This window comes from Bacillus sp. FSL W8-0848 (assembly GCF_038007805.1).
In the GTDB taxonomy this organism is placed as follows: Bacteria; Bacillota; Bacilli; order Bacillales; family Bacillaceae; genus Bacillus; species Bacillus glycinifermentans.
Map to the genome: position 1 here is coordinate 136,851 of NZ_JBBOYB010000002.1, position 22,919 is coordinate 159,769.

General features: G+C 46.2%; 28 protein-coding genes. 16 read left to right on the forward strand and 12 right to left on the reverse strand.

Features of this window, described 5'->3' with window-relative positions:
- Positions 1-136 precede the first annotated feature (136 nt).
- The 3 genes from NSQ39_RS21450 to NSQ39_RS21460 form a co-directional block, all read right to left on the reverse strand.
- Positions 137-1,351: a cation:proton antiporter gene (locus NSQ39_RS21450; protein WP_046129500.1), complete on the reverse strand. Its 1,215-nt coding sequence runs from the start codon at positions 1,349-1,351 to the stop codon at positions 137-139.
- A gap of 6 nt (positions 1,352-1,357) precedes the next feature.
- Positions 1,358-1,855, reverse strand: coding sequence for a cation:proton antiporter regulatory subunit (locus NSQ39_RS21455; RefSeq protein ID WP_046129501.1), 498 nt, complete (start codon positions 1,853-1,855; stop codon positions 1,358-1,360).
- Positions 1,856-1,919: 64 nt separating this feature from the next.
- Positions 1,920-2,246 (reverse strand): hypothetical protein, encoded by a 327-nt coding sequence (locus NSQ39_RS21460; RefSeq protein ID WP_046129502.1) that lies wholly within the window; start codon positions 2,244-2,246, stop codon positions 1,920-1,922.
- A 205-nt stretch (positions 2,247-2,451) separates the two neighbouring features.
- On the opposite strand from NSQ39_RS21460, the gene NSQ39_RS21465 reads away from it, so the two are divergent.
- From NSQ39_RS21465 to NSQ39_RS21475, 3 genes are all read left to right on the forward strand, one after another.
- Positions 2,452-3,225, forward strand: a complete 774-nt coding sequence (locus NSQ39_RS21465) for an enoyl-CoA hydratase (RefSeq protein WP_046129503.1) — start codon at positions 2,452-2,454, stop codon at positions 3,223-3,225.
- Between the two features lie 171 nt (positions 3,226-3,396).
- On the forward strand, positions 3,397-4,515 hold the full coding sequence (locus NSQ39_RS21470) for a Rap family tetratricopeptide repeat protein (protein ID WP_046129504.1): 1,119 nt from the start codon (positions 3,397-3,399) through the stop codon (positions 4,513-4,515).
- Complete coding sequence (locus NSQ39_RS21475; RefSeq protein ID WP_157759327.1) at positions 4,505-4,660, forward strand: hypothetical protein; 156 nt, start codon at positions 4,505-4,507, stop codon at positions 4,658-4,660. The genes NSQ39_RS21470 and NSQ39_RS21475 overlap by 11 nt, the downstream gene beginning before the upstream one ends.
- Positions 4,661-4,853: 193 nt before the next feature.
- Here the strand turns inward: NSQ39_RS21475 and NSQ39_RS21480 are convergent, their stop codons facing one another.
- Positions 4,854-5,039 carry a YhzD family protein gene (locus NSQ39_RS21480; RefSeq protein WP_046129505.1) on the reverse strand — a complete coding sequence of 62 codons (186 nt, stop codon included), beginning with the start codon at positions 5,037-5,039 and terminating at the stop codon, positions 4,854-4,856.
- Positions 5,040-5,158: 119 nt separating this feature from the next.
- Between NSQ39_RS21480 and NSQ39_RS21485 the strand changes: the two genes are divergently transcribed.
- The 6 genes from NSQ39_RS21485 to NSQ39_RS21510 all read left to right on the forward strand — a co-directional run bounded on the left by NSQ39_RS21485 (position 5,159) and on the right by NSQ39_RS21510 (position 12,926).
- Positions 5,159-6,055: an ABC transporter ATP-binding protein gene (locus NSQ39_RS21485; protein ID WP_046129506.1), complete on the forward strand. Its 897-nt coding sequence runs from the start codon at positions 5,159-5,161 to the stop codon at positions 6,053-6,055.
- On the forward strand, positions 6,048-7,319 hold the full coding sequence (locus NSQ39_RS21490; protein ID WP_046129507.1) for an ABC transporter permease: 1,272 nt from the start codon (positions 6,048-6,050) through the stop codon (positions 7,317-7,319). The genes NSQ39_RS21485 and NSQ39_RS21490 overlap by 8 nt, the downstream gene beginning before the upstream one ends.
- A gap of 122 nt (positions 7,320-7,441) precedes the next feature.
- A complete protein-coding gene (locus NSQ39_RS21495) occupies positions 7,442-8,671 on the forward strand; it encodes a metallophosphoesterase family protein (RefSeq protein WP_175077149.1) in 1,230 nt (409 codons plus the stop codon).
- 13 nt (positions 8,672-8,684) lie between these two features.
- On the forward strand, positions 8,685-11,636 hold the full coding sequence (locus NSQ39_RS21500; RefSeq protein ID WP_175077150.1) for an AAA family ATPase: 2,952 nt from the start codon (positions 8,685-8,687) through the stop codon (positions 11,634-11,636).
- Positions 11,637-11,685: 49 nt separating this feature from the next.
- Entirely contained in the window at positions 11,686-12,630 is a 945-nt protein-coding gene (gene yhaM / locus NSQ39_RS21505; RefSeq protein WP_046129509.1) for a 3'-5' exoribonuclease YhaM, read from the forward strand.
- Between the two features lie 68 nt (positions 12,631-12,698).
- Positions 12,699-12,926, forward strand: coding sequence for a sporulation YhaL family protein (locus NSQ39_RS21510; RefSeq protein WP_046129510.1), 228 nt, complete (start codon positions 12,699-12,701; stop codon positions 12,924-12,926).
- Positions 12,927-12,970: 44 nt separating this feature from the next.
- On the opposite strand, the gene NSQ39_RS21515 is transcribed toward NSQ39_RS21510, so the two are convergent.
- The gene (locus NSQ39_RS21515; RefSeq protein WP_046129511.1) at positions 12,971-13,834 is read right to left on the reverse strand and encodes a peptidylprolyl isomerase; all 864 of its coding nucleotides are present in this window, start codon (positions 13,832-13,834) and stop codon (positions 12,971-12,973) included.
- Positions 13,835-13,997: 163 nt separating this feature from the next.
- On the opposite strand from NSQ39_RS21515, the gene NSQ39_RS21520 reads away from it, so the two are divergent.
- Positions 13,998-14,084 carry a YjcZ family sporulation protein gene (locus NSQ39_RS21520; protein ID WP_003180245.1) on the forward strand — a complete coding sequence of 29 codons (87 nt, stop codon included), beginning with the start codon at positions 13,998-14,000 and terminating at the stop codon, positions 14,082-14,084.
- A 127-nt stretch (positions 14,085-14,211) separates the two neighbouring features.
- Positions 14,212-14,310 (forward strand): YjcZ family sporulation protein, encoded by a 99-nt coding sequence (locus tag NSQ39_RS21525; protein ID WP_081605348.1) that lies wholly within the window; start codon positions 14,212-14,214, stop codon positions 14,308-14,310.
- A gap of 53 nt (positions 14,311-14,363) precedes the next feature.
- Here NSQ39_RS21525 and NSQ39_RS21530 read toward each other — a convergent pair whose 3' ends face one another.
- Both NSQ39_RS21530 and NSQ39_RS21535 read right to left on the reverse strand, forming a co-directional pair.
- Complete coding sequence (locus tag NSQ39_RS21530; RefSeq protein WP_046130850.1) at positions 14,364-14,579, reverse strand: hypothetical protein; 216 nt, start codon at positions 14,577-14,579, stop codon at positions 14,364-14,366.
- Positions 14,580-14,652: 73 nt separating this feature from the next.
- Positions 14,653-15,168, reverse strand: a complete 516-nt coding sequence (locus NSQ39_RS21535; RefSeq protein WP_046130849.1) for a DUF3267 domain-containing protein — start codon at positions 15,166-15,168, stop codon at positions 14,653-14,655.
- A 196-nt stretch (positions 15,169-15,364) separates the two neighbouring features.
- Between NSQ39_RS21535 and NSQ39_RS21540 the strand changes: the two genes are divergently transcribed.
- On the forward strand, positions 15,365-15,712 hold the full coding sequence (locus tag NSQ39_RS21540) for a YhaI family protein (RefSeq protein WP_046130848.1): 348 nt from the start codon (positions 15,365-15,367) through the stop codon (positions 15,710-15,712).
- Here the strand turns inward: NSQ39_RS21540 and NSQ39_RS21545 are convergent.
- On the reverse strand, positions 15,709-16,329 hold the full coding sequence (locus NSQ39_RS21545; RefSeq protein WP_046130847.1) for an HTH-type transcriptional regulator Hpr: 621 nt from the start codon (positions 16,327-16,329) through the stop codon (positions 15,709-15,711). The two genes, NSQ39_RS21540 and NSQ39_RS21545, sit on opposite strands and share 4 nt — an antisense overlap.
- A gap of 191 nt (positions 16,330-16,520) precedes the next feature.
- Positions 16,521-16,877: a YtxH domain-containing protein gene (locus NSQ39_RS21550; RefSeq protein ID WP_046130846.1), complete on the reverse strand. Its 357-nt coding sequence runs from the start codon at positions 16,875-16,877 to the stop codon at positions 16,521-16,523.
- A 160-nt stretch (positions 16,878-17,037) separates the two neighbouring features.
- Here NSQ39_RS21550 and NSQ39_RS21555 point away from each other — a divergent pair, with 160 nt between their 5' ends.
- The gene (locus NSQ39_RS21555; RefSeq protein WP_046130845.1) at positions 17,038-17,229 is read left to right on the forward strand and encodes a hypothetical protein; all 192 of its coding nucleotides are present in this window, start codon (positions 17,038-17,040) and stop codon (positions 17,227-17,229) included.
- Between the two features lie 91 nt (positions 17,230-17,320).
- Here the strand turns inward: NSQ39_RS21555 and NSQ39_RS21560 are convergent, their stop codons facing one another.
- From NSQ39_RS21560 to NSQ39_RS21570, 3 genes are all read right to left on the reverse strand, one after another.
- Positions 17,321-17,848 carry a tryptophan transporter gene (locus NSQ39_RS21560; protein WP_046130844.1) on the reverse strand — a complete coding sequence of 176 codons (528 nt, stop codon included), beginning with the start codon at positions 17,846-17,848 and terminating at the stop codon, positions 17,321-17,323.
- Between the two features lie 145 nt (positions 17,849-17,993).
- Positions 17,994-19,067 (reverse strand): 3-phosphoserine/phosphohydroxythreonine transaminase, encoded by a 1,074-nt coding sequence (gene serC, locus NSQ39_RS21565; protein WP_046130854.1) that lies wholly within the window; start codon positions 19,065-19,067, stop codon positions 17,994-17,996.
- Between the two features lie 203 nt (positions 19,068-19,270).
- A complete protein-coding gene (locus tag NSQ39_RS21570; RefSeq protein WP_046130843.1) occupies positions 19,271-19,690 on the reverse strand; it encodes an HIT family protein in 420 nt (139 codons plus the stop codon).
- A 514-nt stretch (positions 19,691-20,204) separates the two neighbouring features.
- Here NSQ39_RS21570 and NSQ39_RS21575 point away from each other — a divergent pair.
- The 3 genes from NSQ39_RS21575 to NSQ39_RS21585 are packed head-to-tail and all read left to right on the forward strand — an operon-like array spanning position 20,205 to position 22,918.
- Positions 20,205-20,945, forward strand: coding sequence for an ABC transporter ATP-binding protein (locus NSQ39_RS21575; RefSeq protein WP_046130842.1), 741 nt, complete (start codon positions 20,205-20,207; stop codon positions 20,943-20,945).
- Complete coding sequence (locus NSQ39_RS21580; RefSeq protein WP_175077151.1) at positions 20,938-22,161, forward strand: ABC transporter permease; 1,224 nt, start codon at positions 20,938-20,940, stop codon at positions 22,159-22,161. Before NSQ39_RS21575 ends, NSQ39_RS21580 begins: the two co-directional genes overlap by 8 nt.
- A 46-nt stretch (positions 22,162-22,207) precedes the next feature.
- A complete protein-coding gene (locus NSQ39_RS21585; protein WP_175077152.1) occupies positions 22,208-22,918 on the forward strand; it encodes an EcsC family protein in 711 nt (236 codons plus the stop codon).
- Position 22,919 lies beyond the last annotated feature (1 nt).

A 22,919-nucleotide genomic window follows, 5' to 3' on the forward strand; every position in this document is an offset into this window, starting at 1 on the left:
CTCCGCTCCGATGCTCGGCCTTCCTAGACTGCAAGGGTTTTCAATCACGCTGAAAGGATGACAAAATCCTAAAACTATAAACCGTTTTATGATTTTGTCAACAATCTGAGGAGACTCCGCAGGAGTCTCCTTTCTGTCACCCTCGCTGTTTTTTTGCTTCAGGTTTTTTCCATTTAAACACATGATTCAGCATATTGAAAATCCGTTTCGATTCCTTTGTGAGGAGCGGTCCCAATATGGCCAGTATCAGCACGTACAAAGCGGCAAACGGCTTTAATGTGGCTGAAAGTCCGCCGGCGATCCCGAGATTGGCGACGATGATCGAAAACTCGCCGCGTGAGACGATCGTTAAGCCGATATTGGACGAAGCTTTATGGGAAAGCCCGGCTCTTCTGCCTGCGACCATGCCGGCGATAAAGTTTCCGGCCAAGGTGAGGATGACGGCGCCTAGAGAAAGCCATACCGCATCTCCCAATGTAAACGGGTCGATGCTCAAGCCGAAGCTGAAGAAAAACATCGCACCGAAGAAATCGCGAAACGGCACGACCAGGTGCTCGATCCGGCTGGAATGCTCTGTCTCAGAAAACACGAGGCCGAGCAGCAGGGCACCGATCGCTTCGGCAACGTGAATCGTTTCCGAAAAGCCTGCGACAAAGAAGAGCAGCGCAAAAATCACGATAATAAAGACTTCGTTTGAACGGATATCAAACAGCCGATTTAACAATTTCGGCAGCTTCCTGGCGACGATAAAGAACAAAATCATGTAGCCGAAGGCGATCAAAATCGAAAGCAGCGCCTTTCCGACTGAAGTCGAATCGCCAAGGACAAGCCCGGAGACGACGGATAAATAAACGGCGAGGAAAATGTCTTCGAACATAATGATTCCGAGAATCAGCTCGGTTTCCGGATTCGCCGTCCTCTTTAGGTCGACGAGTACTTTGGCGACAATTGCGCTCGAAGAAATCGTGATGATCCCTGCGACAATCAGGACTTCGAGAAACTCAAAGCCCGCGATGAACCCGAACAGGACGCCTAAGCTGAAATTGATCAGAATATAAATCGTTCCCCCGACAGCGATGGATCGTCCGGATTTGATCAGCTTTCCGATCGAAAATTCCAGTCCGAGATAAAAGAGCAAAAACAGGACGCCCATTCTGCCGAAAAAGGCAATGATCTCTGAGCTTTCGATAAACCTCAGGTCTATGATGCCGATCCTCGGAGCGTGCGGGCCGACGATCATTCCCAGAATAATCAAAAAGGGAATGATCGAGAATTTAATCCGGTTCGCGATTAAGGCAGCGATTGCAACAAGCAGGAGCGCGGTGCCGACTTCAAATACGAGATGATCCAATGAGCATCACCCTCCCTTTCGGGAAAGAAAATCCTGTTTCATTTTCTTGAGGTTTTTTCTTTCACCGGACAGGACGAGCGTGTCGTTTTCTTCAAGAACAGAGTCTGCTCCAGGATTCAACAATTTTTCCTGATTCTTTTTAATAATTGCGATGACGGTCACGCCGTAGTTTTGCCTGACGTCGATTTCACCGAGGGTTTTGCCGACGGCATTTGCCCCTTTTTCGACTTTGAACCATTCGATGATCAGGTCGTTAAACGCCATCTCAATCGATTCAAGCGCCTGCGGCTTATAGACCATTCCGCCGAGGATGGCGGCGAGTTGCCTCGCCTCGCCGTCATCAAGAGAAATGTTGGTCACGATTTCATCGGGATCTTCGTCGTCAAAACGGTAGATTTCCCTTCTTCCGTCGTCATGAACGACAATCGTCATTTTTTCATGATTTCTCGTCTCTATTTCAAATTTTTTGCCGATGCCCGGCAGATCATTTTCTTTAATATTCAATCGTATCCCTCCAAAATAACTTTTTCCTTTTGATCTGATCATTATACAGACAAAACAGGAAAAGTCAGGAGAGGTAATTCGACTGGTATTTCACAGGGATGGCGCACGTTTTTTCCAAAAGCAAATCACCGTGCCGAACCTCAAGCTGAGGGTTGAAACGGGTTGCGCTTTCGGCTTGTGCAGAAGAAAAAACATTTGCATTCTTCCCTGTTTGATTCAGAAAGCTTTTTGCCAAAGGAGGGGGCTTTAAAACATGGGTCTCAGGGTTTGAGGAATTGAGAGACGTATGGCTGCTTGCTTCAGGATCGAAGCCGGTGATCTCGTCCTGAACGAAGAATGACACCGTTAAGATGGATAAACTTAACAAAAACGTCAAAATGGTTTTGATCACTTTCCCCCTCCTTTCTTCGCATGCTCTCTACCATCATGATATAAAAATGAAGACCATCATTCAACTAAAAAGGCTTATTTCAGTATCAGTTGATCTTGAAATGGAATAAATCAGCCGATTCTGCCTTGAAAAAAAGGTTTTGAAAATAAAAAGTGGAATAGTTAAGCAATCCCCTGATGGAAACGCATTCAATGGAGGTGGTCTCATGGAATTGATTAAATGGAAGGACAGCGGCGAAGTATTTGAGGTGGTGCTGAATCGGCCTGAGGCGTATAATTCCCTGAACGAAAACATGCTCAAGGAGCTGAAAGAGACTTTCATACTGGCGGAGGAAAGCACGTCCAGGATCATGCTGATCAAAGGAAGCGGAAAAGGGTTTTCAGCAGGCGGCGATATTAAGATGATGCTGTCTTCCGCGGATGAGAACTTGGCAGAAGAGGTTATCGATACGATTAACGACATTGTGATGATGCTCTACAATATGCCGAAGATCACGGTAGCGGCCGTCCACGGAGCGGCAGCCGGGCTCGGCATGAGTCTGGCGCTCGGCTGTGACCATGTGCTCGCTGAAAAAGAAGCAAAGCTGGCGATGAATTTTATCGGCATCGGACTGATCCCGGACGGCGGGGGCCATTTTTTCTTGGAGCGGAGAGTCGGCGAAACGGCGGCAAAGGAACTGATTTGGAGCGGCAAAAAATTGACGGCGGACGAAGCCCAGAAGCTCCGCCTTGTTGATGCCGTGTTCAGCGGCGATCTTGACAGGCATGCCGGCGCGCATCTCGAAAAGCTTCTTGAGTCGCCGCTTTGTGCGATGATCGAGACGAAAAAAATATACCGAACCTTGAACGCCGGACGCCTTGAGCAAACGCTCGCGCTTGAAAAAGCAGCACAGCTCAGAATGAGGATGACAAAAGATCATCAGGAAGGGATCCGCGCATTTTTGGAGAAGCGGAAACCGCACTTTAATCAGCATGCATGAAGAAAGCCGTCCCTCCTATTTTTAAATCGCGAAAAAACGCGCCATTTGTATGGTATAATGTTTGACATCTCTAAATATATTAGTCTTTTAGTCTTGGATGTGAGCTGCGAAAATCAATTTATGAAGTTAATCTAGACATCGAGATGTTCGAGCCGAGGGGGCGGGAGGAAATTGAAACAAAAGATTCCATCTGAATACGTTGCAGCAAAGCTGAATGACTGGTACAGCGCCATTCGGAAAAATCAGGTTGCCGCCAGCGAGTTGCTGAAAGCCGAAATATTGCGCGACTTCGAGGACATGGAAGAAAATCAGGATGTGCTGCTTTATTACTCTCTGCTTGAATTCAGGCACAAGCTGATGCTCAGCTATCTGAAGCCGAAAAAAAGCGAAAACATCGAAAAAAATCTTCGTGATTTAGAGGAAAAAGAGGACCAGATGACAGGTCTGTTAAATTATTATTTTTGGTTTTTTAAAGGAATGTACGAGTTTAAGAAAAGGGAATTCGTCAAAGCGATCAGCTGTTATAAAATGGCCGAACAAAAAGTGAACGCATTAGAGGACAAGGTTGAAAAAGCCGAATTTTATTATAAGCTCGCCGAAATTTATTACTATATCAATCAGAGGTACCTTTCCATCAACTACGCGACGATGGCTTCCGATATTTTTCAATCTTATGAAACATTAAAGGAGAAAAAGATTTATTGTGATTTTATCATCGCCGGAAATTTGGTCGAATCGATGAAATACAACGATGCGCTCACAAATCTTAAACATGCGCTTGAGGATGCCGAGACAATCGGAAACAGCCATTTGACGGCATCCGCCCATTTTAATCTGGGGAATTGTTACTTTTATCTTAAAGCGTATCAGCAAGCCTCAGAACATATGGAAAACGCTTTATCCATATTTGAAAAAGAAACGTCGTCATACGTGCCTAAGGTATTGTATAACTTGATGTACGTCCGTTTAAAGCAGTCAAGGCACGCTGAAGCGGCCGAGTGCTATGAAAAAGGCATCAAAAGCGCGGCATCCCTTCACGATGAAGAGCACGAGGCAAAGCTCAACATTTTGCGCGGCCTGTATTTAGACGGCGGGGACCGCGGCGCCGTCCAAAAGGGGTTTGATTATTTGGAGTCAAAACGTCTCTACGCGGCCGTTGAAGAGCTGGCTTTGGATGCCGCCCAATATTATAATCAAATTGAGCGACTAAAAGATTCCATTTTTTATTATGAAAAGAGCGCTCAGGCAAGACGAAAAATTCAAAGGGGAGATGCATTGTATGAAAGCTAAGCTGTTGTCCGTCACATTGTCGCTGGCTGCTGTGCTGACTTCTGCGGGCTTTTTGGGGGAAGGGCATTCCGCCCGGCTGTATGCTGACAAAATGATTACGAATTATGACGGGCCGTCCGCGGCACCTGCCGTTCAGAAAGCGTGACCAGCTGAAAAACACGATACTTTTCACAGCGGGCATGTCCGGCGTGTTTTTTTATGAAGCTGCTCGGCAGAAACGGATCGCTTATGCGTCTTTTTTACTTGGAGCGGTCAACCTTGGAGATCACGTATTACAGGAAACATTTCCGGCGGCAACATCTGGGCCCTTTCCTCAAATGCTGCCGCCCGTTTTTTTGTCAGCTGTGAAAGACGATCATTTTACCGGACGAATGGACTACGCGGTGCGTATGATCCAAAAACCGCTTTTCCTTCAGCAGATCTTTTCCTTTTTGTTTTGCCTCCTCTTCATTTTCCGCTTCAAAACGTTCGTTCAAAAGCGTTTCCCCGGTAGTTGCAAATACGGTTACATAATAGACTTCCATTCTGTTTCTCCTTTCGTAAAATTTGTTTGCTTTTCTTAAATTTATATAAAAATCAAAAAAATCCTTTTTAAAGTGATATGACTAACGTATGATTGTAAATTGGAAGGAGGAGTTTTTCTATGCTTAAAATCGATCATGTGACAAAAAGGTTCGGCTCGTTTACAGCTGTTGACGATCTGACGCTTGATATCCCGGAAAAGCAAATGTTCGGACTGCTCGGTGCAAACGGAGCGGGCAAAACGACGACGTTCCGGATGATATTGGGCCTATTGAATGCATCAGAGGGCACCGTTACCTGGAAAGGAAAACCGATTACATACGGCATCAGCAACGGAATCGGCTATTTGCCGGAGGAACGCGGGCTGTATCCGAAGCTTAAAGTAAAAGACCAGCTCGTATATCTTGGCCGCCTCAAAGGTATGACAAAGCAGGCAGCGCTCAAGGAGATGGAGAAATGGCTCGAGCGCTTCCACATTACAGAATATGCGGATAAACGGGTTGAAGAGCTTTCAAAAGGAAACCAGCAAAAAATCCAGTTTATTACGGCCGTGCTCCACAAGCCTGAACTGTTGATTCTTGATGAGCCGTTCAGCGGACTGGATCCCGTCAATGTGGAGCTCTTGAAGGATGCCGTCATCTCCCTGAAAAACGGCGGCACATCGATTGTGTTTTCGAGCCACAGAATGGAGCATGTCGAAGAGCTTTGCGAGCACGTCTGCATTTTGCAGCGCGGCAAACCGGTCGTTCAAGGAAAACTGAAAGAAATTAAGCGTTCCTTCGGCAAAAAGAACGTCACGATCCATTCGGACGATGATTTGACCTTTTTGAAAGAAGCGGACGGGATTACAAAATGGAGGGAGACTTCTGAAGGCGTGAGGCTCCAGGTCGAAAATGAGGGAGTTTCCCAAAAGCTGTTTTCAATGCTCCAAGGGCGCGGGTTTATCAGGAAATTTGAACTTGAAGAACCTTCTTTGCATGATATTTTCATAGAAAAGGTTGGTGCCCGATATGAATAAGTTTTGGATTGTACTGTTTCATACATATACAAGCAAGCTGAAAACGAAATCGTTTATCATCTCGACTGCGATTACGCTTGCGCTCGTCCTGGTTGTCACCAACCTGGGCAATATTATTTCGATGTTTGACAAAGACGGCGGCGAACCGGATAAAATTGCCGTCATTGATCAATCGAATCAACTGTATGAGACGTTTTCCCAGCAGCTTAAAATCGCTGACAAAGACGATGAGCTTGAGCTTGTAAAAGCGGATAAGCCGGAAAAAGAGCTGGAAAAAGACGTCAGAGGCGATGAGCTTGCCGGCATTTTGATTTTGTCAAAAGATCAAAAAGGCGAACTGACGGGAACGTACAAAGCGCTCGATATCGCCGATTCATCTGCCGTTTCCACGATGGAACAGGCGCTCTCCCAAACGAAGATCGCCGTCGGCACGGCTGAGCTGAACGTACCGTCTGACAAGCTGAATAAGCTGTTCACACCGGTTAAAGTAAAAAGCGTCGCCTTGAAAGAAGGGGCCAAAACAGAAGAAGAGCTTCAAAAGGCGTCAGGCCTTGTCTACATCGTGCTGTTCGTCATTTATATGTCCGTGGTGATGTACGCTTCAATGATTGCGACTGAAGTGGCGACGGAAAAATCGTCCCGCGTCATGGAAATCTTAATTTCAAGCGTCCCGCCCGTCCAGCAGATGTTCGCCAAACTGTTCGGCATCGCTTTGCTCGGGCTTACACAGCTTGCCGCTTTGTTTCTTGCGGGATATCTTTCCCTCAAGGGGAACCAGGAGGCAGCAGGCGGAGCGTCTGAGCTGATTAAAGGCTTTTTGGACGTGTCAGGCGTTCCTGTATCAACGCTTGTGTACGGCGTGATTTTCCTGGCGCTCGGCTATTTCCTGTATGCGACGCTTGCAGCGTTTCTCGGAAGCGTCGTCAGCAGGATCGAAGATGTTCAGCAGACGATTTCACCGATGATCCTGCTTGTTGTCGCCGGGTTTATGATCGCAATGTTTGGATTAAGTGCACCTGATTCGACGTTTATTACGGTGACGTCGTTTATTCCGTTCTTTGCGCCGATGATCATGTTCCTCAGAGTCGGAATGCTCGATATTCCGTTTTGGGAAGCGGCGTTGGGCATCGGGATCACCGCCGCAACGATCGTCATCCTTGCGATTGTCGGGGCAAGGGTCTATAAAGGCGGAGTTTTGATGTACGGAAGCGGAGGCGGACTGAAAAATATCAAACAGGCGCTTCGGCTCTCAAAAGACCAATAATGAGAAAACGAGAAAAGCAGCTTTCAAGAAAAGCTGCTTTTTCGGGCGGAGCAGTAGAACGTGCATTCGCCTGAAAGCCGTGATAGAATGGGGGCAGAAACGTTTTGAAAAGGAGCAAAAGATTGACAAACCTTACGTTCATTCATGCGGCCGACCTGCATCTGGACAGCCCGTTTCGCGGCATCAGCGGGCTTCCGAAGCCGGTTTACAGGCGGATTAGAAACAGCACATTTGAAAGCGCCGCGAATATGTTTAAGCTCGCCGTCAGAGAACAGGCCGATTTCGTGCTGCTTGCCGGTGATCTCTTCGATGAAGCCAACCGCAGCTTAAAAGCTCAGCTCTTTTTGCGCAAACAGTTTTTAAAGCTTGAGGAAAGCGGCATTCAGGTTTATGTAATTTTCGGAAATCACGATCACATGGGCGGCGAGTGGACGCCGATCGAGTGGCCTGACAATGTTCACGTGTTCTCATCGGCCCGCATTGAAGAAAAATCGTTTTATAAAAACGGCAGGCTTGCCGCAACCATCTACGGCTACAGCTATCCGGAGCGATCTGTTTTTGCGAACAAAGCCGCCGAAATGAAAAGATCATCGAACGGCGCCCCTTTTCATATCGGCATGATCCACGGCACGCTTTCAGGAGAAAGCGGCCATGATCCGTACTGTCCTTTTTCTCTTCAGGATTTAAAAAACGGGCAGATGGATTATTGGGCGCTCGGCCACATACATAAACGGCAGGTCGTTTCCGCCGAACATCCGGCGGTAATTTATCCGGGGAACACCCAGTCCCGCCATATGAAGGAAACAGGCGAAAAAGGCTGCTATCTCGTCAGGGCGGACGAGAGCGGGGTGTCTTTTGAATTTAAAGCGACGTCAGACGTCCTCTGGGAAGCACTTCCCATCGACGTGTCAGAGACACGGCATTTGACGGATTTGATCAGCAGCATGGAGGATGCCCTCCAGCCCTTCAGAAGCAAGGGGACGGCAGTCTGCATCAAAGCGGTGCTGACGGGAGAAACACCGCCTTATTTGGCGGAAAGGCCGGCCGGCATCATCGACGAGCTGCTTGACGTCTTTCGCGGCGAGGAGGAAGACGGTGAGTCGTTCATCTGGCTTGCCGCTGTCGAAGACCGCACCGTGGGGAGTGTGAGCGCGATCGAAAGCGATGCGTTTTTTCAGGAGCTCACCCGCGAGATCGATGATTTTCAAGACTTTGGACAGGTTCTTGGCGATTTGGAGAGGCACCCCGTCTTTAGAAGGTACGGAGCGCGTTTTCATGAAGAGGACCTCTGCGGAATTCGCGAAGAGGCGAAAAAAGTGCTGCTTGATGAACTAAAGAGCATGAAAAGATAAGGGAGGATACGGGGTGAATATTCATACGCTGCATATATACGGATACGGCAAATTTACCAATCAGACATTTCGCCTCCCGACTGCTAACCTTCACTTAATCTACGGGCTGAATGAATCCGGAAAAACGACGCTAATGTCTTTTATTGAAAGCATGCTGTTCGGCTTTCCGAAAACAAAGCGGTATGAACCGAAAGCAGGCGGCGTGTACGGAGGAATGCTTGAAGCGTTGCATCCGGCTTTCGGCAATATCCGCATCGAACGGACGGCTGGCAAGCCAGACCGGGTCAACGTGTTTTTGGAAGACGGCAGCATCCGCTCGGAGGACTTTCTAAAGAACCTGTTATCGAACATGGACAGGCGTCTGTATAAAGCGATCTACTCATTCGATGTGTTCGGGCTTCAGGAAATTCATAAATTCAACCGCGACAAAATCGGCCGCTTTTTGCTTTTTTCAAGTTTATTCGGCTCGGACGCGATTGCAAACATGGATGCAAGCCTTACGAAAGCACAGGAAGAGCTGTTTAAGCCGAATGGACGGAAGCCTGAGCTCAACCGGGAGCTCGATCATTTAAAACGGCTTTCAGAGGAACTGAAAAAAGCGAAGGCGCGTGAAGGCGAATACCATCTCATCCTGAACGGAAAAAGGACGGCAGAAGCGGCGATCAAGGAAAACGAGCAGCTGCTGGAAGATGCTGTGCGGAACATCGCCATATGCGAGCAGGCGATCGAGATTCATCCGCTTACAAAGGAAGAACGCCGGCTGAAAGGGCAGCTTGAAGCAGCCGGCGAAGGGGAAGACCGCTTTCCCAAGTCAGGCCTTTTCGAGCTTGAAAAGTATGAATCCCACCTGCATCCAAAAGAGGCCCAGCTGAAGGCGCTGGAAGAAAAGAAACGCGACTTGGAAAAGCAGTCGTCAGCCCTTCTCCCTTTAAAAGCCTATGTCCGGCACGAGGGGCAAATCGAAGAGATTCTGTCAGAATACCCGGTTTACCAATCTTACAAGGAAAACATCACGGCGCTGACAGAACAGCTCAAACAGGCTGACGAACGGGTGAAGGCAGGAACGGCGCGCCTTTCAATCGAAGACGAGTCGCAAATCCTTAACATCGACACAACGTACGATTATGAGTGGAAGCTGCAGGAGGCGATCCGCGCTTACCTTCAATTGCGCGAACAGAAACGGGTTCTAGACGATCGCTTTGAACAGGCGAGGGCCGATCTTGAGGAAGCCGAGCAGGCATATGCTGAACTCTCGGAAGAAGTGATGCCTGACGATGTCCGCAAGCAAAAAGAAAAAACCGTCAGCCGTTTGGAAGCTGCGGGAGGAAAGGCGGAGAAGCGGGAGGATCTCATCAGACAGCTGTCCCTGCTTAAGAGGGAAGAAAAAGAGCGGGAGAAGAGAAGGAAACTGGCAGCATTCTCGGCCGTCTTCACAGCCTTTGCTGCTTGTCTGGCGGCTCTGTTTTTTCAGCAGTGGCTCCTTGGCGGCTTTATCGTTGTAGCTGCCGTTCTGTTCCTCTTTTCTTTGAAAAAGGCCGGTCCTTCTTCAGCGTCAGCATTCATCCGCGAGCAGCTTGAAGGACTCGAAGGGGACGCTTCGGATCATGCTCCGGAGCTGACATCCTTGAGAGAAGAGCTGTGGCGGGACGATCAAAACAGGCGCTTTCTCGTCGCAAAACAGGCAGAGCTGAGGCAGAAGGAAGCGGACTACGAACGGGCGATTCAACAATTTGAAGAATGGGAAAAGGAGATGTTTCCTTACCAGGAACAAACCGACCGCTTTTTAAAAGAGCTTAATCTGTCGATAGACCCGTCGTTTTTGTCTGATGCATATGCCTTAATCAAGGAGCTCAAAGAAGAAATCGCGAAAAAGCGGGAAATGGAAAGGGAGCTCGCCCGCTTTGAGGAAAAGAGGGCATCTTTTGAAAAACGGCTCAACAATCTTGCCTCATCGCTCGGCCATTCCGAAGGAAGCGTGCAGGAATCGATTTTCAGGCTGAAACACGAGCTCGATTTGCAAAAAGAAAACCTGCGCCAAAAGCAGGAAATCGATTTGTCGCTTCAGCATACGCTTGAGCAGATGAAAGAATTGGCAGGGGAAGCGGAATACTTCAAATCGCGGATCGCCGAGCTGTTTCAAAAGGCCGGGGCAAATGATAGGGACTCATTTTTAGAGCTTGCCAAACTGGATCAGGAAAAAAAGGAATTAAAAGCAAAGCTGGCATCCATCGAGGCGGAGCTGGGCAAAAAAGACGAAAATGTTGTCCGGATTGCCTCCGGCCATACGCTCGCAGATCTGGAAAATCAGCTTGCAGCGGCGAAAGAAACAAAAACCCTGACAGAACAGCGGCTCAAAGAAGAGAGAGAAAAAGCTGCGCTGCTTCTTGCAGAGCAGCGGAGGCTGGAAGAATCGGGAACCGTTTCCGAACTGACGCACGAGGTGGAGCTGCAAAAAGAGCGGGTCGCCGCACTCGCCAAAAAGTGGGCTTCGATCAAGCTCGTCAGGCAGGCCGTCAAAAACAGGATGGATGATCATAAAAAGATCCGTCTTCCGAAACTCCTGGAAACGGCCGAGGCCTTTCTGAAGCCGTTAACAGGCGAACGTTATGAAAAAATTTATTTTTCCGAAAACCCCGATTCGATGATGGTAGTGAGAACGGACGGAGCCGTGTTTCACGCGCACGAACTGTCACAGGCGACCTGTGAGCAGCTCTATTTAGCGATACGATTCGCTCTCGCTTTGTCCCATCAAAATGACATCAATCTTCCGTTTCAGCTTGATGACAGTTTTGTCCATTTTGATCAAGAAAGGCTCAAGAAGGTGATTGACATGTTAAAGCAGCTTTCGGGAAAAGAACAGCAAATATTCTATTTTACGTGCCATGAGCATGTGAAGGATGCATTTCGGGAAGAGGAAGTGATGATGCTTTCTTCCTTGGCGGAAAAGGAAGCAACTAGCAATTAAAGGATTATGCTATAATAATTTTATGTAGGAAAACGGAGGGAGCTTTAGAATGGCAAAAGGTATCATGCTGCACGAGGTTGGCGAGCAGGTTGACTGTTATTTGCTCATCAAGTCGTCAACAAAAGGAATCGCAAGCAACGGAAAACCGTTTTTAACACTGATGCTGCAGGATCAGTCAGGCGATATCGAAGCTAAACTTTGGGACGCCAAGCAACATGACGAAACGATCTATGGACCGCAGACGATCGTTAAAGTGGTCGGCGACATTCATCATTATCGCGGGCGCAACCAGCTCAAGCTGAGAAATATTAGACCTGCGGCAGAGCATGAAAATGTGAAGATCGATGATTTTCTGGAAACCGCGCCGATTCCGAAAAATGAAATGATGGAGACGATCACCCAATATATTTTTGAAATGAAAAATCCGAATATCCAGCGGATCACGAGGCACCTTGTCAAAAAATACGGAAAGGAATTCATCGATTTTCCGGCGGCGACCAAAAATCACCACGAATTTGTGTCTGGACTGGCTTATCATGTCGTGTCAATGCTCAATCTCGCCAAAGCGGTCGCCGATTTATATCCGACTCTTGACCGCGATCTCCTGTATGCAGGCGTCATCCTGCACGATCTCGGGAAGGTAAAAGAGCTCTCAGGCCCGGTGTCAACGACATATACGGTTGAAGGGAATCTGCTCGGCCACATTTCGATCATGGTGACCGAAATTTCAAAGGCTGCAGAAGAGCTGCAAATCGACTCTGAGGAGATTCTCATTCTTCAGCATTTAATTCTGAGCCACCACGGCAAACCGGAATGGGGAAGCCCGAAGCCGCCGATGGTCAAAGAAGCTGAAATTCTCCACTACATCGACAATCTCGACGCGAAGATCAATATGATGGACAGGGCGCTTGAAAGGGTCAAGCCGGGAGAGTATACAGAACGCGTCTTTGCCTTGGATAATCGTTCCTTTTACAAGCCCGTTTTTCATAAATAACGTCATAACTTGTCTCCCTTTTGCATACATTTCAGGTATATCACGTTCTTGAAAAAGGGGGATAAGCCGTGCTGTTATTTCCGTGGTGGGTCTACCTTTGTATCGTCGGCATTGTTTTCAGCGCCTATAAGCTGATGTCAACGGCAAAGGAAGAAGAAAAGATCGATCAGGCTTTTATAGAAAAGGAAGGCAGGATTTACATCGAACGAATGGAGAAGGAAAGGGAAAGGCGGATGAAGCAGTCTTCGAAAAAGCAAGAACAGCATGAAACGGAAAACAACCACTCGATCGCATAAAAAAGCTGTCCGGCCCCGAAAAGGGGAGGACAGCTTTTTTTGAATCAGCTGTTGCCGCTTGTAGTTGCCGCCTGATTCTGTTCGACTTGTTTTTTCAGCTCTTTGTCTTTTACCTTCATGTTGGCATCTTTGACAAGTTTGTTCATGACTGTCTGAAGTTCGGTCGTATCGCTTTCTTTTTGTGCCAGAAGCTCTTTTTTCAGATCTTTTTTCATGTCATCGTATTTGCCGCGTTCTTCTGTTTTCTTAATGATGTGATAGCCGAATTGCGTTTTCACAGGTCCGCTGACTTCGCCGGTTTTCAAAGCAAAAGCTGCTTTGGTGAACGTTTTGTCCATATTGTCGTTTTTGCCGATCCAGCCGAGGTCGCCGCCTTTTTCAGCCGTTCCGTCAGTTGAGTATTCTTTTGCAAGGTCTTCAAATTTTTCGCCTTTTTTCAGCTTTTTCTCAACTTCTTCAGCCGTTTTCTTTTCTTTGACGACAATGTGGCTTACATGGACTTTGCCTTTCAAGCCGTCATAATACTCTTTTACTTCCTTGTCTGTTACTTTTATGTTATCTTTTGCGGCTTTTTGCATAAGAAGTTCATATTTGATCTGTTTTTTGACGTAGTCTTCGCCTTTTTGCTTAATGAGCGCGTCAATTTGGTCGCTCGCGGTTTTTTTATACTCATTCAGCTTTTTGTCGATTTCTTTGTCAGTAACCTTGTACTTTTTATCGAGCACTTTTTGCTGAACAAGCATGTTGAGCGCATCTGCCCCAGCATTTTCTTTTAGTGTTTGATAAAGCTCTTCTTTCGTTACGTTTCCGGCCTTCGTTTCAGCGACAACTTGAGAGTCTCCGCTGCTGCACGCGCTTAAAGCAAGAACGCTTGTCGCCGTAATCGCCGCAATAGCAATCTTTTTCATAAATGAAAACACTCCTAATCATAACAGTTTAAACTTTCCTTTGAATTGTATCATATCATATTCTGACATGCTGTAAAAAGATTTTCAAGGGGAGGGCATCCGTCTAGTCAAATTTTCTTTGGGATCATACACATGTAGTGATCAAGAAAAGGAGGTCAATAACATGAGCGGAGGATACTCAAGCGGTTTTGCTTTGTTGGTCGTGTTATTTATTTTGTTAATCATCGTTGGTGCAGCTTATCTGTACTAAAATCGTGGAAAATAGGAAAAGAACCGCTTTTTTTCAGGCGGTTCTTTTCTTTTGTGAGGAGAGCCTAATCGTTTCATGACATTCGTGCATACACTATCGTAACGACTGGGGCAGAGGAGGTGTCAATATGGGCGACGGTTACGTTGGAGGTTTTGCTGGCGGCTTTGCGCTGCTGGTGGTGCTGTTCATTTTATTAATTATTATTGGTGCTTCTTGGATATGCTAATAAACAAAAGGATAGCTGCCGGATCGATTTGATCGGGCAGCTATCCTTTTTCTTTATGCCGTAAAGGAAATCTCGATGAATGATGAGATCAATAATATCAAAATCAGCACGTTAATCATTCTGAATACCTTATCCTGCCGTTCTTCAGGAATCTCTCTGACAAGGCATAAAGAATTTGTAAGCTTGTTTATGTTAAACACAGTAAATATCGCAAACAGGATGAAATAAAAAAGGATAATAGGAGATCCCCCTCTCTGTTTCTGCTCCATATTACATTACCAAATATTTATTAAAAAAGATAGAAAATAGACTGAAAAAAAGGTTTTTCCAACCGCCTGCCGCCTATTTTTGTATCAAAATATCAAAATCGTCGGCTTCCTGATCGACAAAGCAATTTTTTGGCGCTTTGATCAATTTCCAGGCGAACAAAAAATCGGGCAGGCAGTAGCCGAAATGAATGCTGGAAATGATGCAAAAATAGTGGGAAAAGCTTGGCATGACGGCCCCTGCATAAAAAAGAACCGGCGTGATAACCAAAAACGGGCAGAGAAGGGAGACAAGCATCGTGTTTTTCGGGATCTCTCTCCATGTTCTCATTTTCAGCCAATATATCTTCTTTTCTAGTTTTTTCTTGCCCACGATCGGGAAGATATGAAGGATTTTATGAGCGATAATCGCAAGAGCTAAAACGCCTGCGAACAAAAGCGCATGGTCGCCTCTTTGAACGGTTTGAGGATGAATCAGCTGCATGGCCAAATATTCGGGAATAAAAAACAAAATCATTAAACTGACTGCGGTGAGTGCGATCCGCATGCCTCCATAATCTTTTAACAGATTGATGGTTTTCCAGCAACTCATGTGTGGCATCCTCCGTTTTTAAAACTGTTATATGAAATCCTCAGAATAATTTACTCCTCCGCCGGAGAAAAATCAATCCCTTTTCGAAAAAAAAATCGTCATTTTCAAAAGAAATGAGAGAAGGGAAATCACGATGTTGAACTTTCATCAAAAAGGATAATCGGCTAAAATAAAATAAAGGAGAGAAGTGACAAATATGGATTCAATGGAGCATCGTCTTGAACGATTGGAATATTACATAAAGCTTTTGCTGAACAATGCGGATATGGATCAATACCCGTACTATAAAATGCTGATTGAACGGGGATTATCAGAGGAGGAAGCAAAAGAAACGGAGAAGCTGTGCGAAGAACTGGCAGAAGAGCTTGAAGCGCAAAAAGCGCAAGGATTTGTCATGTTCGACAATCTTCTCGCGCTTTTTGCAGGACAGTTAAATGAAAAACTCGAAGTGCACGAAACGATTTTCGCCCTTCACAAACAAGGTCTTTATAAACCGCTGATGAGCGAATTTATCGGCATCATGAAGCAGTACGGCCTGGATTAGTTTTTAACGGGCTCAAGCTGTTTGTCCATCTCCGGCAATTCACCGTTTTCTGTTGCTTCATCTTTTTTCTTCATTTTGCCGTTGTCACTGGTAAACTGATTTTCGATATTGGAAAATGATCTTTCGAAAATCTCCATGAAATCATCGCCGTAAATGTGGCGGATGATCGACATCATTTCGACGATCTCAGGGAATTTCCCATACAGCTGATGAAGAGGCTGGGCGCCTTTTAACACAGCGTTCCGGGAGGGATCATAGGACTCGAGGATTTTAAGGAAAACCTCCTCGCCTTTCGGAGTCAGCTGAATGTATGTGTTGCGTTTATCGTTTAATTTTTTTGAGAACTCGAGGTAGCCTCTTTCCTCAAGCTTTTTTGAAAAGTTAAACGCCGTGGATACGTGCATTACGCCAAACTTGGCGATTTCAGAAATCGAAGCTCCGTTCAGCTGGTAGGCGATCCACAAAATATGATGCTCATTAATGTTCAAGTCATAAGGTTTAATCCATTGCTGCCAATCCTTTTCTATCGATTTCCAAAGCGCCTTGCTCAGCTGTGCCATTCTTTGGCTGAATAAAAGGGCTTCTTTCACCGTATAGGGCTCTTCCGATCGATTCATTCACTTCACCTGCTTCTCTTTATCTTATAATTCTATTATGCCAATAAAATAAAGATTAATAAAGATGTAAATTTACGAAATTTTTAAAAAATCGCTTTTTTCAGTGTGAAATCAGCATTTTAATGAAAAAAGAGCGTGAAAATGATTATTCACACCCCTTTTTAAAGGCTTATTTTTTTTCGCTGAATATATTAGTTTTGTAAGGTTTTCTCCAGCTGTTGAATCTTCTCTTCAATATCAGCGAGTTCTTTTTTGAGATCCTGCTGATGGGGCTTGATTTCCTCTCTCCATTCCTTAATGGACGATTGCAGCTCACTGCCGACATCCTTGATGATCTCTGCACTTTCCCGCGCTGTTTTGACGACTTGCTCTTTTAAAGCGATTCCGTCAAGTTTCAGTCTTTTTACCGTGTCTTCAAATTTTCCGCAGTTCGCTTTAAGCTGCCTTCTTAATTCTTTTCCTGAAGTAGGCGCGGAAAGCAGTGCCGCAACGCCTCCGATAACTCCGCCTACAATCAGTCCTGCTGCTAAAGATCGTCCTTTTGACATATACATCACCCCGGTTATATTTTTGAAAGATCAGGCTTTGGACAGCCTTTTCATCGTTTGATAATGATTGCTTAGGGGCTTTCCGCGAGGGATAATCCCGGGAAAACTTCTGCATAGCTTGCTTTATTTTAGCATACTTTTTAAAAAAGGAGGGAGAGGGTTGTCTGTCATCATCGCTTTTTTAACGATTTTAACCGCCGTTTTTTCCGCCGGCTCCTTTTATTATCTCAGGCTTCTCGGATTTCGTGCATCTTATCCGCCGAAACGCGTACTGAAACAAAAAGCTTATTTTTGCGCCGGAGCCGCGGGCTTGTTGCTCCTGTTCCTTTTTTTGATCAAGCTTCTTATATAAAATATCGGGCGTATCCTCCTTTTTTTGACCATATATGCGAAAAAAACCTCTTCAAAAAAGAAACAATCCTTTTTTAAAGAGGTTTTTTGCATTATTTTACTTCTTCGGTCAGCCTTGACCGCTTCAGGATCGCCTGTACGATCGGATAGATCACGAACATGGCGATCGTGCTGATCACGGCCGTCGGCAAAACGACGGCGAAGAACAGTGTCATCAATCCCTGATTTCCCGGAAGGCCGACGATCAAGAGGGCCGACGTCAGGAAAACCGTTCCCGAAATGAGCGTTCCCACGGCAGTCAAACCGGCGGCTGTCAGCGTTCTGCTGCCCAGTTTTCTTACAGCGAGAAAAGCGCCGAAGAAGATTAGAGACGTAATCGGTTTATCGATAATATTTGGCAGCTGTCCTCCCGGAAACGCAGTGGTTAAAGCGGAAATGATGCCGGTCACAATTCCGATGACAAGTACGTTTTGCAGCTTTGGAAACAAAAGGATTCCCATAAACATCATAATCAGCATCATATCGGGCTTCATACCGTAAAAAAACGGCGGAATCACTGCGTGCAGAGCCGCTCCGATGGCGACAAAAAGGGCCAGTGCAACCAATTCTTTTGTTTTCATATCTATTCTCTCCTCGTCTCAGGCTAAAAGTACCCGCTTTCCAATAATATGCTCGTCATTTATTGCGAAAGCTTTATAGTAGTATATCAAACTTCTGAATGAAGGTGATAGTGTTTTTTATCTTCCAAAAACAGGATCTTGCAGTTTAATGAGCTTCCCGGAACTTTTTCATAAAGGCGGCGAGCTTTTCGCAATCTTCAATAGAAACCGCGTTGTAGATCGACGCGCGGCAGCCGCCGACTGAACGGTGTCCGCCGAGTCCGGACATTTTTTCCTCCTTCGCTTGTTCGATAAACGACTTCGTCAGCTCATCATTTTTCAGCGTAAAGGTGACATTCATGTTGGAACGGCTGTCCGGTTTTGCATGCCCGCGGTAAAATCCGTTGCTTTCGTCGATCGCGCTGTACAAAATCCGGGCTTTCTCGCTGTTGCGCTTTTCGATGGCTTCAAGCCCGCCTTTTTCTTTCAGCCATTCAAGCACAAGGGACAACATGTAAATCGCGAAAGTCGGCGGCGTGTTGTAGAGCGAATTCGCTTTTGCATGCGTTGAATATTTTAAGATCTTCGGCACCTGTTCGTTTTCCTTTGTGAGCCACTCTTTTTTGATGATCACGACGGTAACCCCTGAAGGGCCAAGGTTTTTTTGTGCGCCGGCATAGATGATGTCAAACTTTGAAACGTCGATTTTTCTGCTTAAAATATCGCTCGACATATCGGCAACAACCGGAATAGGGGAGTCTGGGAACTCTCTCCACTGCGTCCCGAAAATCGTGTTGTTTGACGTCAGGTGGAGATAAACTCCGTCAGCCGGAATGTTTGATACGTCAGGAATGTGGTTGTATGTGTCAGCTTCGCTTGACGCAATAATCGAAGTGTTTCCGAAAAGCTTTGCTTCAGCAAGCGCTTTTTCGGACCATGCGCCTGTCATGGCGAAATAAGCCGTTTTCTCCTTGGAAAGGAAGTTCATCGGAATCATTGAAAACTGAAGGCTTGCACCGCCTTGAAGAAACAGGATCTCATAATCGTCGGGTATTTCCATAAGCTCCTTTAAAAGAGATTTTGCATGTTGATGAACGGCGTCGTATTCTTTGCTGCGGTGGGACAGCTCCATAACGGACATTCCCGCCCCTTTGAAATCAAGAAATTCGTTTTGCGCCTTTTGTAACACCTCTAAGGGCAGTGCTGCGGGTCCTGCATTAAAGTTTGTTGTACGTATCATCACAATCGCTCCCTGTTTATGAATAAAAATATAAAACAATCCTATCATAAAAGAATCTCATGATACACAAAAATTTGAATAGTGCGAAAAGCGGGACAGGCGCTGATTCTCGGGGGAAAAGGGGCTGCTGTAAATGTGAATTTTTTTTGACGCAGCGTTACAGCAAAAGGGCACCTGCGCTTAAGCCGGTGCCCTTTTCAATATTATAGATGTTTGCCGATGGAAGAAGCGATCGTTTGCAGATCTTCCGGGGTATAGTCGTCCGCATGCGTTTTCCAGACGGCTCCGAAGCCGTCGCCCTTCCCGTAGCGGGGGATGATGTGCATGTGATAATGGAAAACCGACTGTCCCGCTTTTTCGCCGTTGTTATTCAGAAGGTTTAAACCGATCGGCTCATACTCTTCTTTAATGGCCTGGGCGATTTTCGGAACCGCTTCAAAAAAATCTCTTGAAACATCAGGGGTCATTTCGTATATGTTCGTTTTGTGGACCTTTGGAATAACAAGGGTATGTCCTTTTGTAACCTGGCTGATATCGAGAAAAGCCATGACGTGCTCATTTTCAAACACTTTTGCGCAAGGTATTTCCCCGTTAATGATTTTACAAAAAATGCAATCGCTCATACTTTTCCTCCTTTTTCCGCTTTGGAAAGGTTATGTATAAGCATAATATTACCACAATTATGACGGAAACACGAAAACAGGATGAACGGCTCCCGCGTTCACCCTGCCGGAAGAAGGTTGGCTTTAATAAGAAATGTTACACAATGCCTTTTGCAAGCACCCCATTTTCATTAAAATGAAGACTTGAAACGCCTATACATTTCCTGTCCCAAACACCTCATTTGATCATCACACCTTTTTTATATGTCAATGCCATATAAAGCGGATGCTTTCTCAATTCGGTGAATGTAAGAAACTTCTAAGCCTTGACATGCTTCAAATTCTTTTCAAACTGACTTTCGAAGATCCTGTCTTTGACAAACACCTCATTCGCCAGATGATCAGCTTCCCCTTCTTCATCCATTAGATTGTCCCGGATCGTTTTCGTTTATGCGCGAAGAACGGAAGGGAAAACGTTTCAAATACCTCCTTATTTTTGGTACTATTAAGAAAAATGCAAGAAAGGAACGAACGTATGTCACTACTCTCTGTAAAAGATCTGACCGGCGGGTATACAAGAAACCCTGTGCTCAGGGATGTATCATTTGAGATCGACCGAAAGCAGATCGTCGGCTTGATCGGCTTGAACGGAGCCGGAAAAAGCACGACGATTCGCCATATTATCGGCCTGATGGAGCCTCACAAAGGATCCGTTGAGCTAAACGGGAAAACATTTATCGAGGATCCGGAAAGCTATCGTTCACAGTTTACGTTTATTCCGGAAACGCCGATTTTATATGAAGAGCTGACGCTCAAGGAGCATTTGGAACTGACCGCGATGGCGTACGGGCTGTCAAAAGAAACGTTTGAAAAACGGCTTTCTCCCCTGTTAAAAGAGTTCAGAATGGAAAAGAGGCTGAAATGGTTCCCGGCTCATTTTTCAAAGGGAATGAAGCAGAAGGTCATGATCATGTGCGCTTTTTTAGTCGAGCCTGAGCTTTATATCATCGACGAGCCTTTTCTCGGACTGGACCCGCTCGCCATTAACGCCTTGCTTGAGAGGATGAACGAAGCGAAGAATAACGGTGCTGCCGTCTTGATGTCGACGCACATTTTGGCAACCGCTGAACGGTATTGCGATTCATTTATTATTTTGCACAACGGCCAAGTGCGGGCAAAGGGAACGCTTGAAGAGCTCAGAGAGCAGTTTTCCATGAAAGATGCAAGCCTTGACGATCTGTATCTTGAGCTGACGAAGGAAGAGAGCTATGAATAGCATTCAAAGTATTTGGAAGGCGAGAATTGAGGAGTATATAAAAGAGACAAGATCTTACTTGAAATATATGCTGAACGACCATCTCGTCATCGTCATGATTTTTTTTATCGCCGGTGCAGCAAGCTGGTACAGCAAATGGCTGAAAGAGATGCCGGAAGGATTTCCCGCATACTGGGTGATGGCCGTCTTGTTTTCGCTCGTTCTGACAAGTTCCTATGTCAGGACGCTGATCAAAGAAGCGGACCTTGTGTTTTTGCTGCCGCTTGAAGCAAAAATGGGTCCTTATTTAAAACAAGCCTTCAGGTTCAGTTTTATGACGCAGCTGTTTCCGCTCATTGCGGCAGCGCTAGTTTTGGCGCCGCTGTACTTCGAAGCAAGCGGAAGGACATTTGCAGCTTATGCGCTAATTTTGGTTCAATTGCTTATATTAAAAGCGTGGAACATGGCGATGCAATGGCGGATGACGTATTTCGGCGAAAAAAACGTGCGGATCACGGATCAAATCGTCCGCTTTCTGCTGAATGCGCTTGCCTTGTATTTTGCGTTAGAAGCGTCTTACGGTTTTGCGCTTGCCGTATACGCGATCATGCTTGCGCTCGTCGTGTATTTTTCGGCTGCTGAAAAGAAAAAATCGTTTAAATGGGAGCTGCATATCGAAGACGAAATCAGAAGGAAGCAGCGGTTTTACAGGCTGGCCAACCTGTTTACGGATGTCCCGCACCTCAGAAAGCAGGCGAAGAGGAGGGCGTATCTTGACTGGATTCTTGGATTGATCCCGTATGAACAGAAAAAGACGTATGCGTACATGTATGCGAGGGCCTTTATCAGGTCAAACGATTATTTCGGGATCGTTCTCAGGCTGACTGTCATTTTTGGACTGATCATCGCTTATTTCTCAACGAATGACTGGGTGTCAGCGGTCCTCGTCGTCTTTACCGTTTTTATCACGGGCATCCAGCTGACGCCGTTGTTTGATCATTTTTCGCATTTGTCATTGCAGGAGCTCTATCCCGTCAGACAGGAGGAGAGACGAAAAAGCTTCTTCGGGCTGCTCCAGACCGTTCTCAGCATTCAGTCGCTATTATTGTCACTGGCAGCGGGCATCGGCATGCACTGGACAGGGATGCTTGCAGGTCTTCTCGGCGCCGCGCTGCTCATTTTTGCCGTCATGAAGCCTTATTTCACAAGCAGGCTGAAGAAACATACACGCAGATGAATCCTTTTCCTTTGCCGTCAGTATGTATAAAGAAGAGGTGAAGGACATGAACGAAAATCAGCTGTATTTGGATGAGGCCTACCGCTGGAAAATGAGGTTTTTGCGAAAGTCATCTATGGCAGAACGAATGTCAAAAGGCGTGCAGGCTAAGATTAACGCCCGCATTCCCGGCAAGGTGCACAAAGCGGTCACCGAGGGCATAAAAAAAATGGTCGAGGCTACGTTAGTCGGGTCAAATTTGACGACGGCCCAAAAGGAAACGGGTCCGCTTTCTTTAAAGGAAAAAGACGGGCTTGCCCAAAAAGCGGTTGCCCAATACCAAAAGGCCGCGGCTGCATCAGGCATCGGCACGGGAGCTGGGGGGATCTTTCTCGGGCTGGCGGATTTTCCGCTGCTGCTCGGCATTAAAATGAAATGCCTGTTCGAATTGGCGTCGATTTACGGCTATGACATCAAACAGAAAGAAGAGCGGCTGTTTCTTCTCTACATCTTCCAGCTTGCCTTTTCGGGGGAAGAGCATCGAAAAGAGATTTTCCGCATCATCGAAAATTGGGAAACGGAAAAACGGGACATCGATTGGCATACATTCCAGCAGGAGTACCGTGACCATATTGATCTCGTCAAATTGTTTCAGCTTGTCCCAGGGCTGGGCGCCATCGTCGGCGGAACGGCCAATTATAAATTGCTCGGACATCTCGGAGAAACGGCGAGACATGTCTTTCACTTGCGATGGATCAAGGAGACTGCCGGGTATTAAT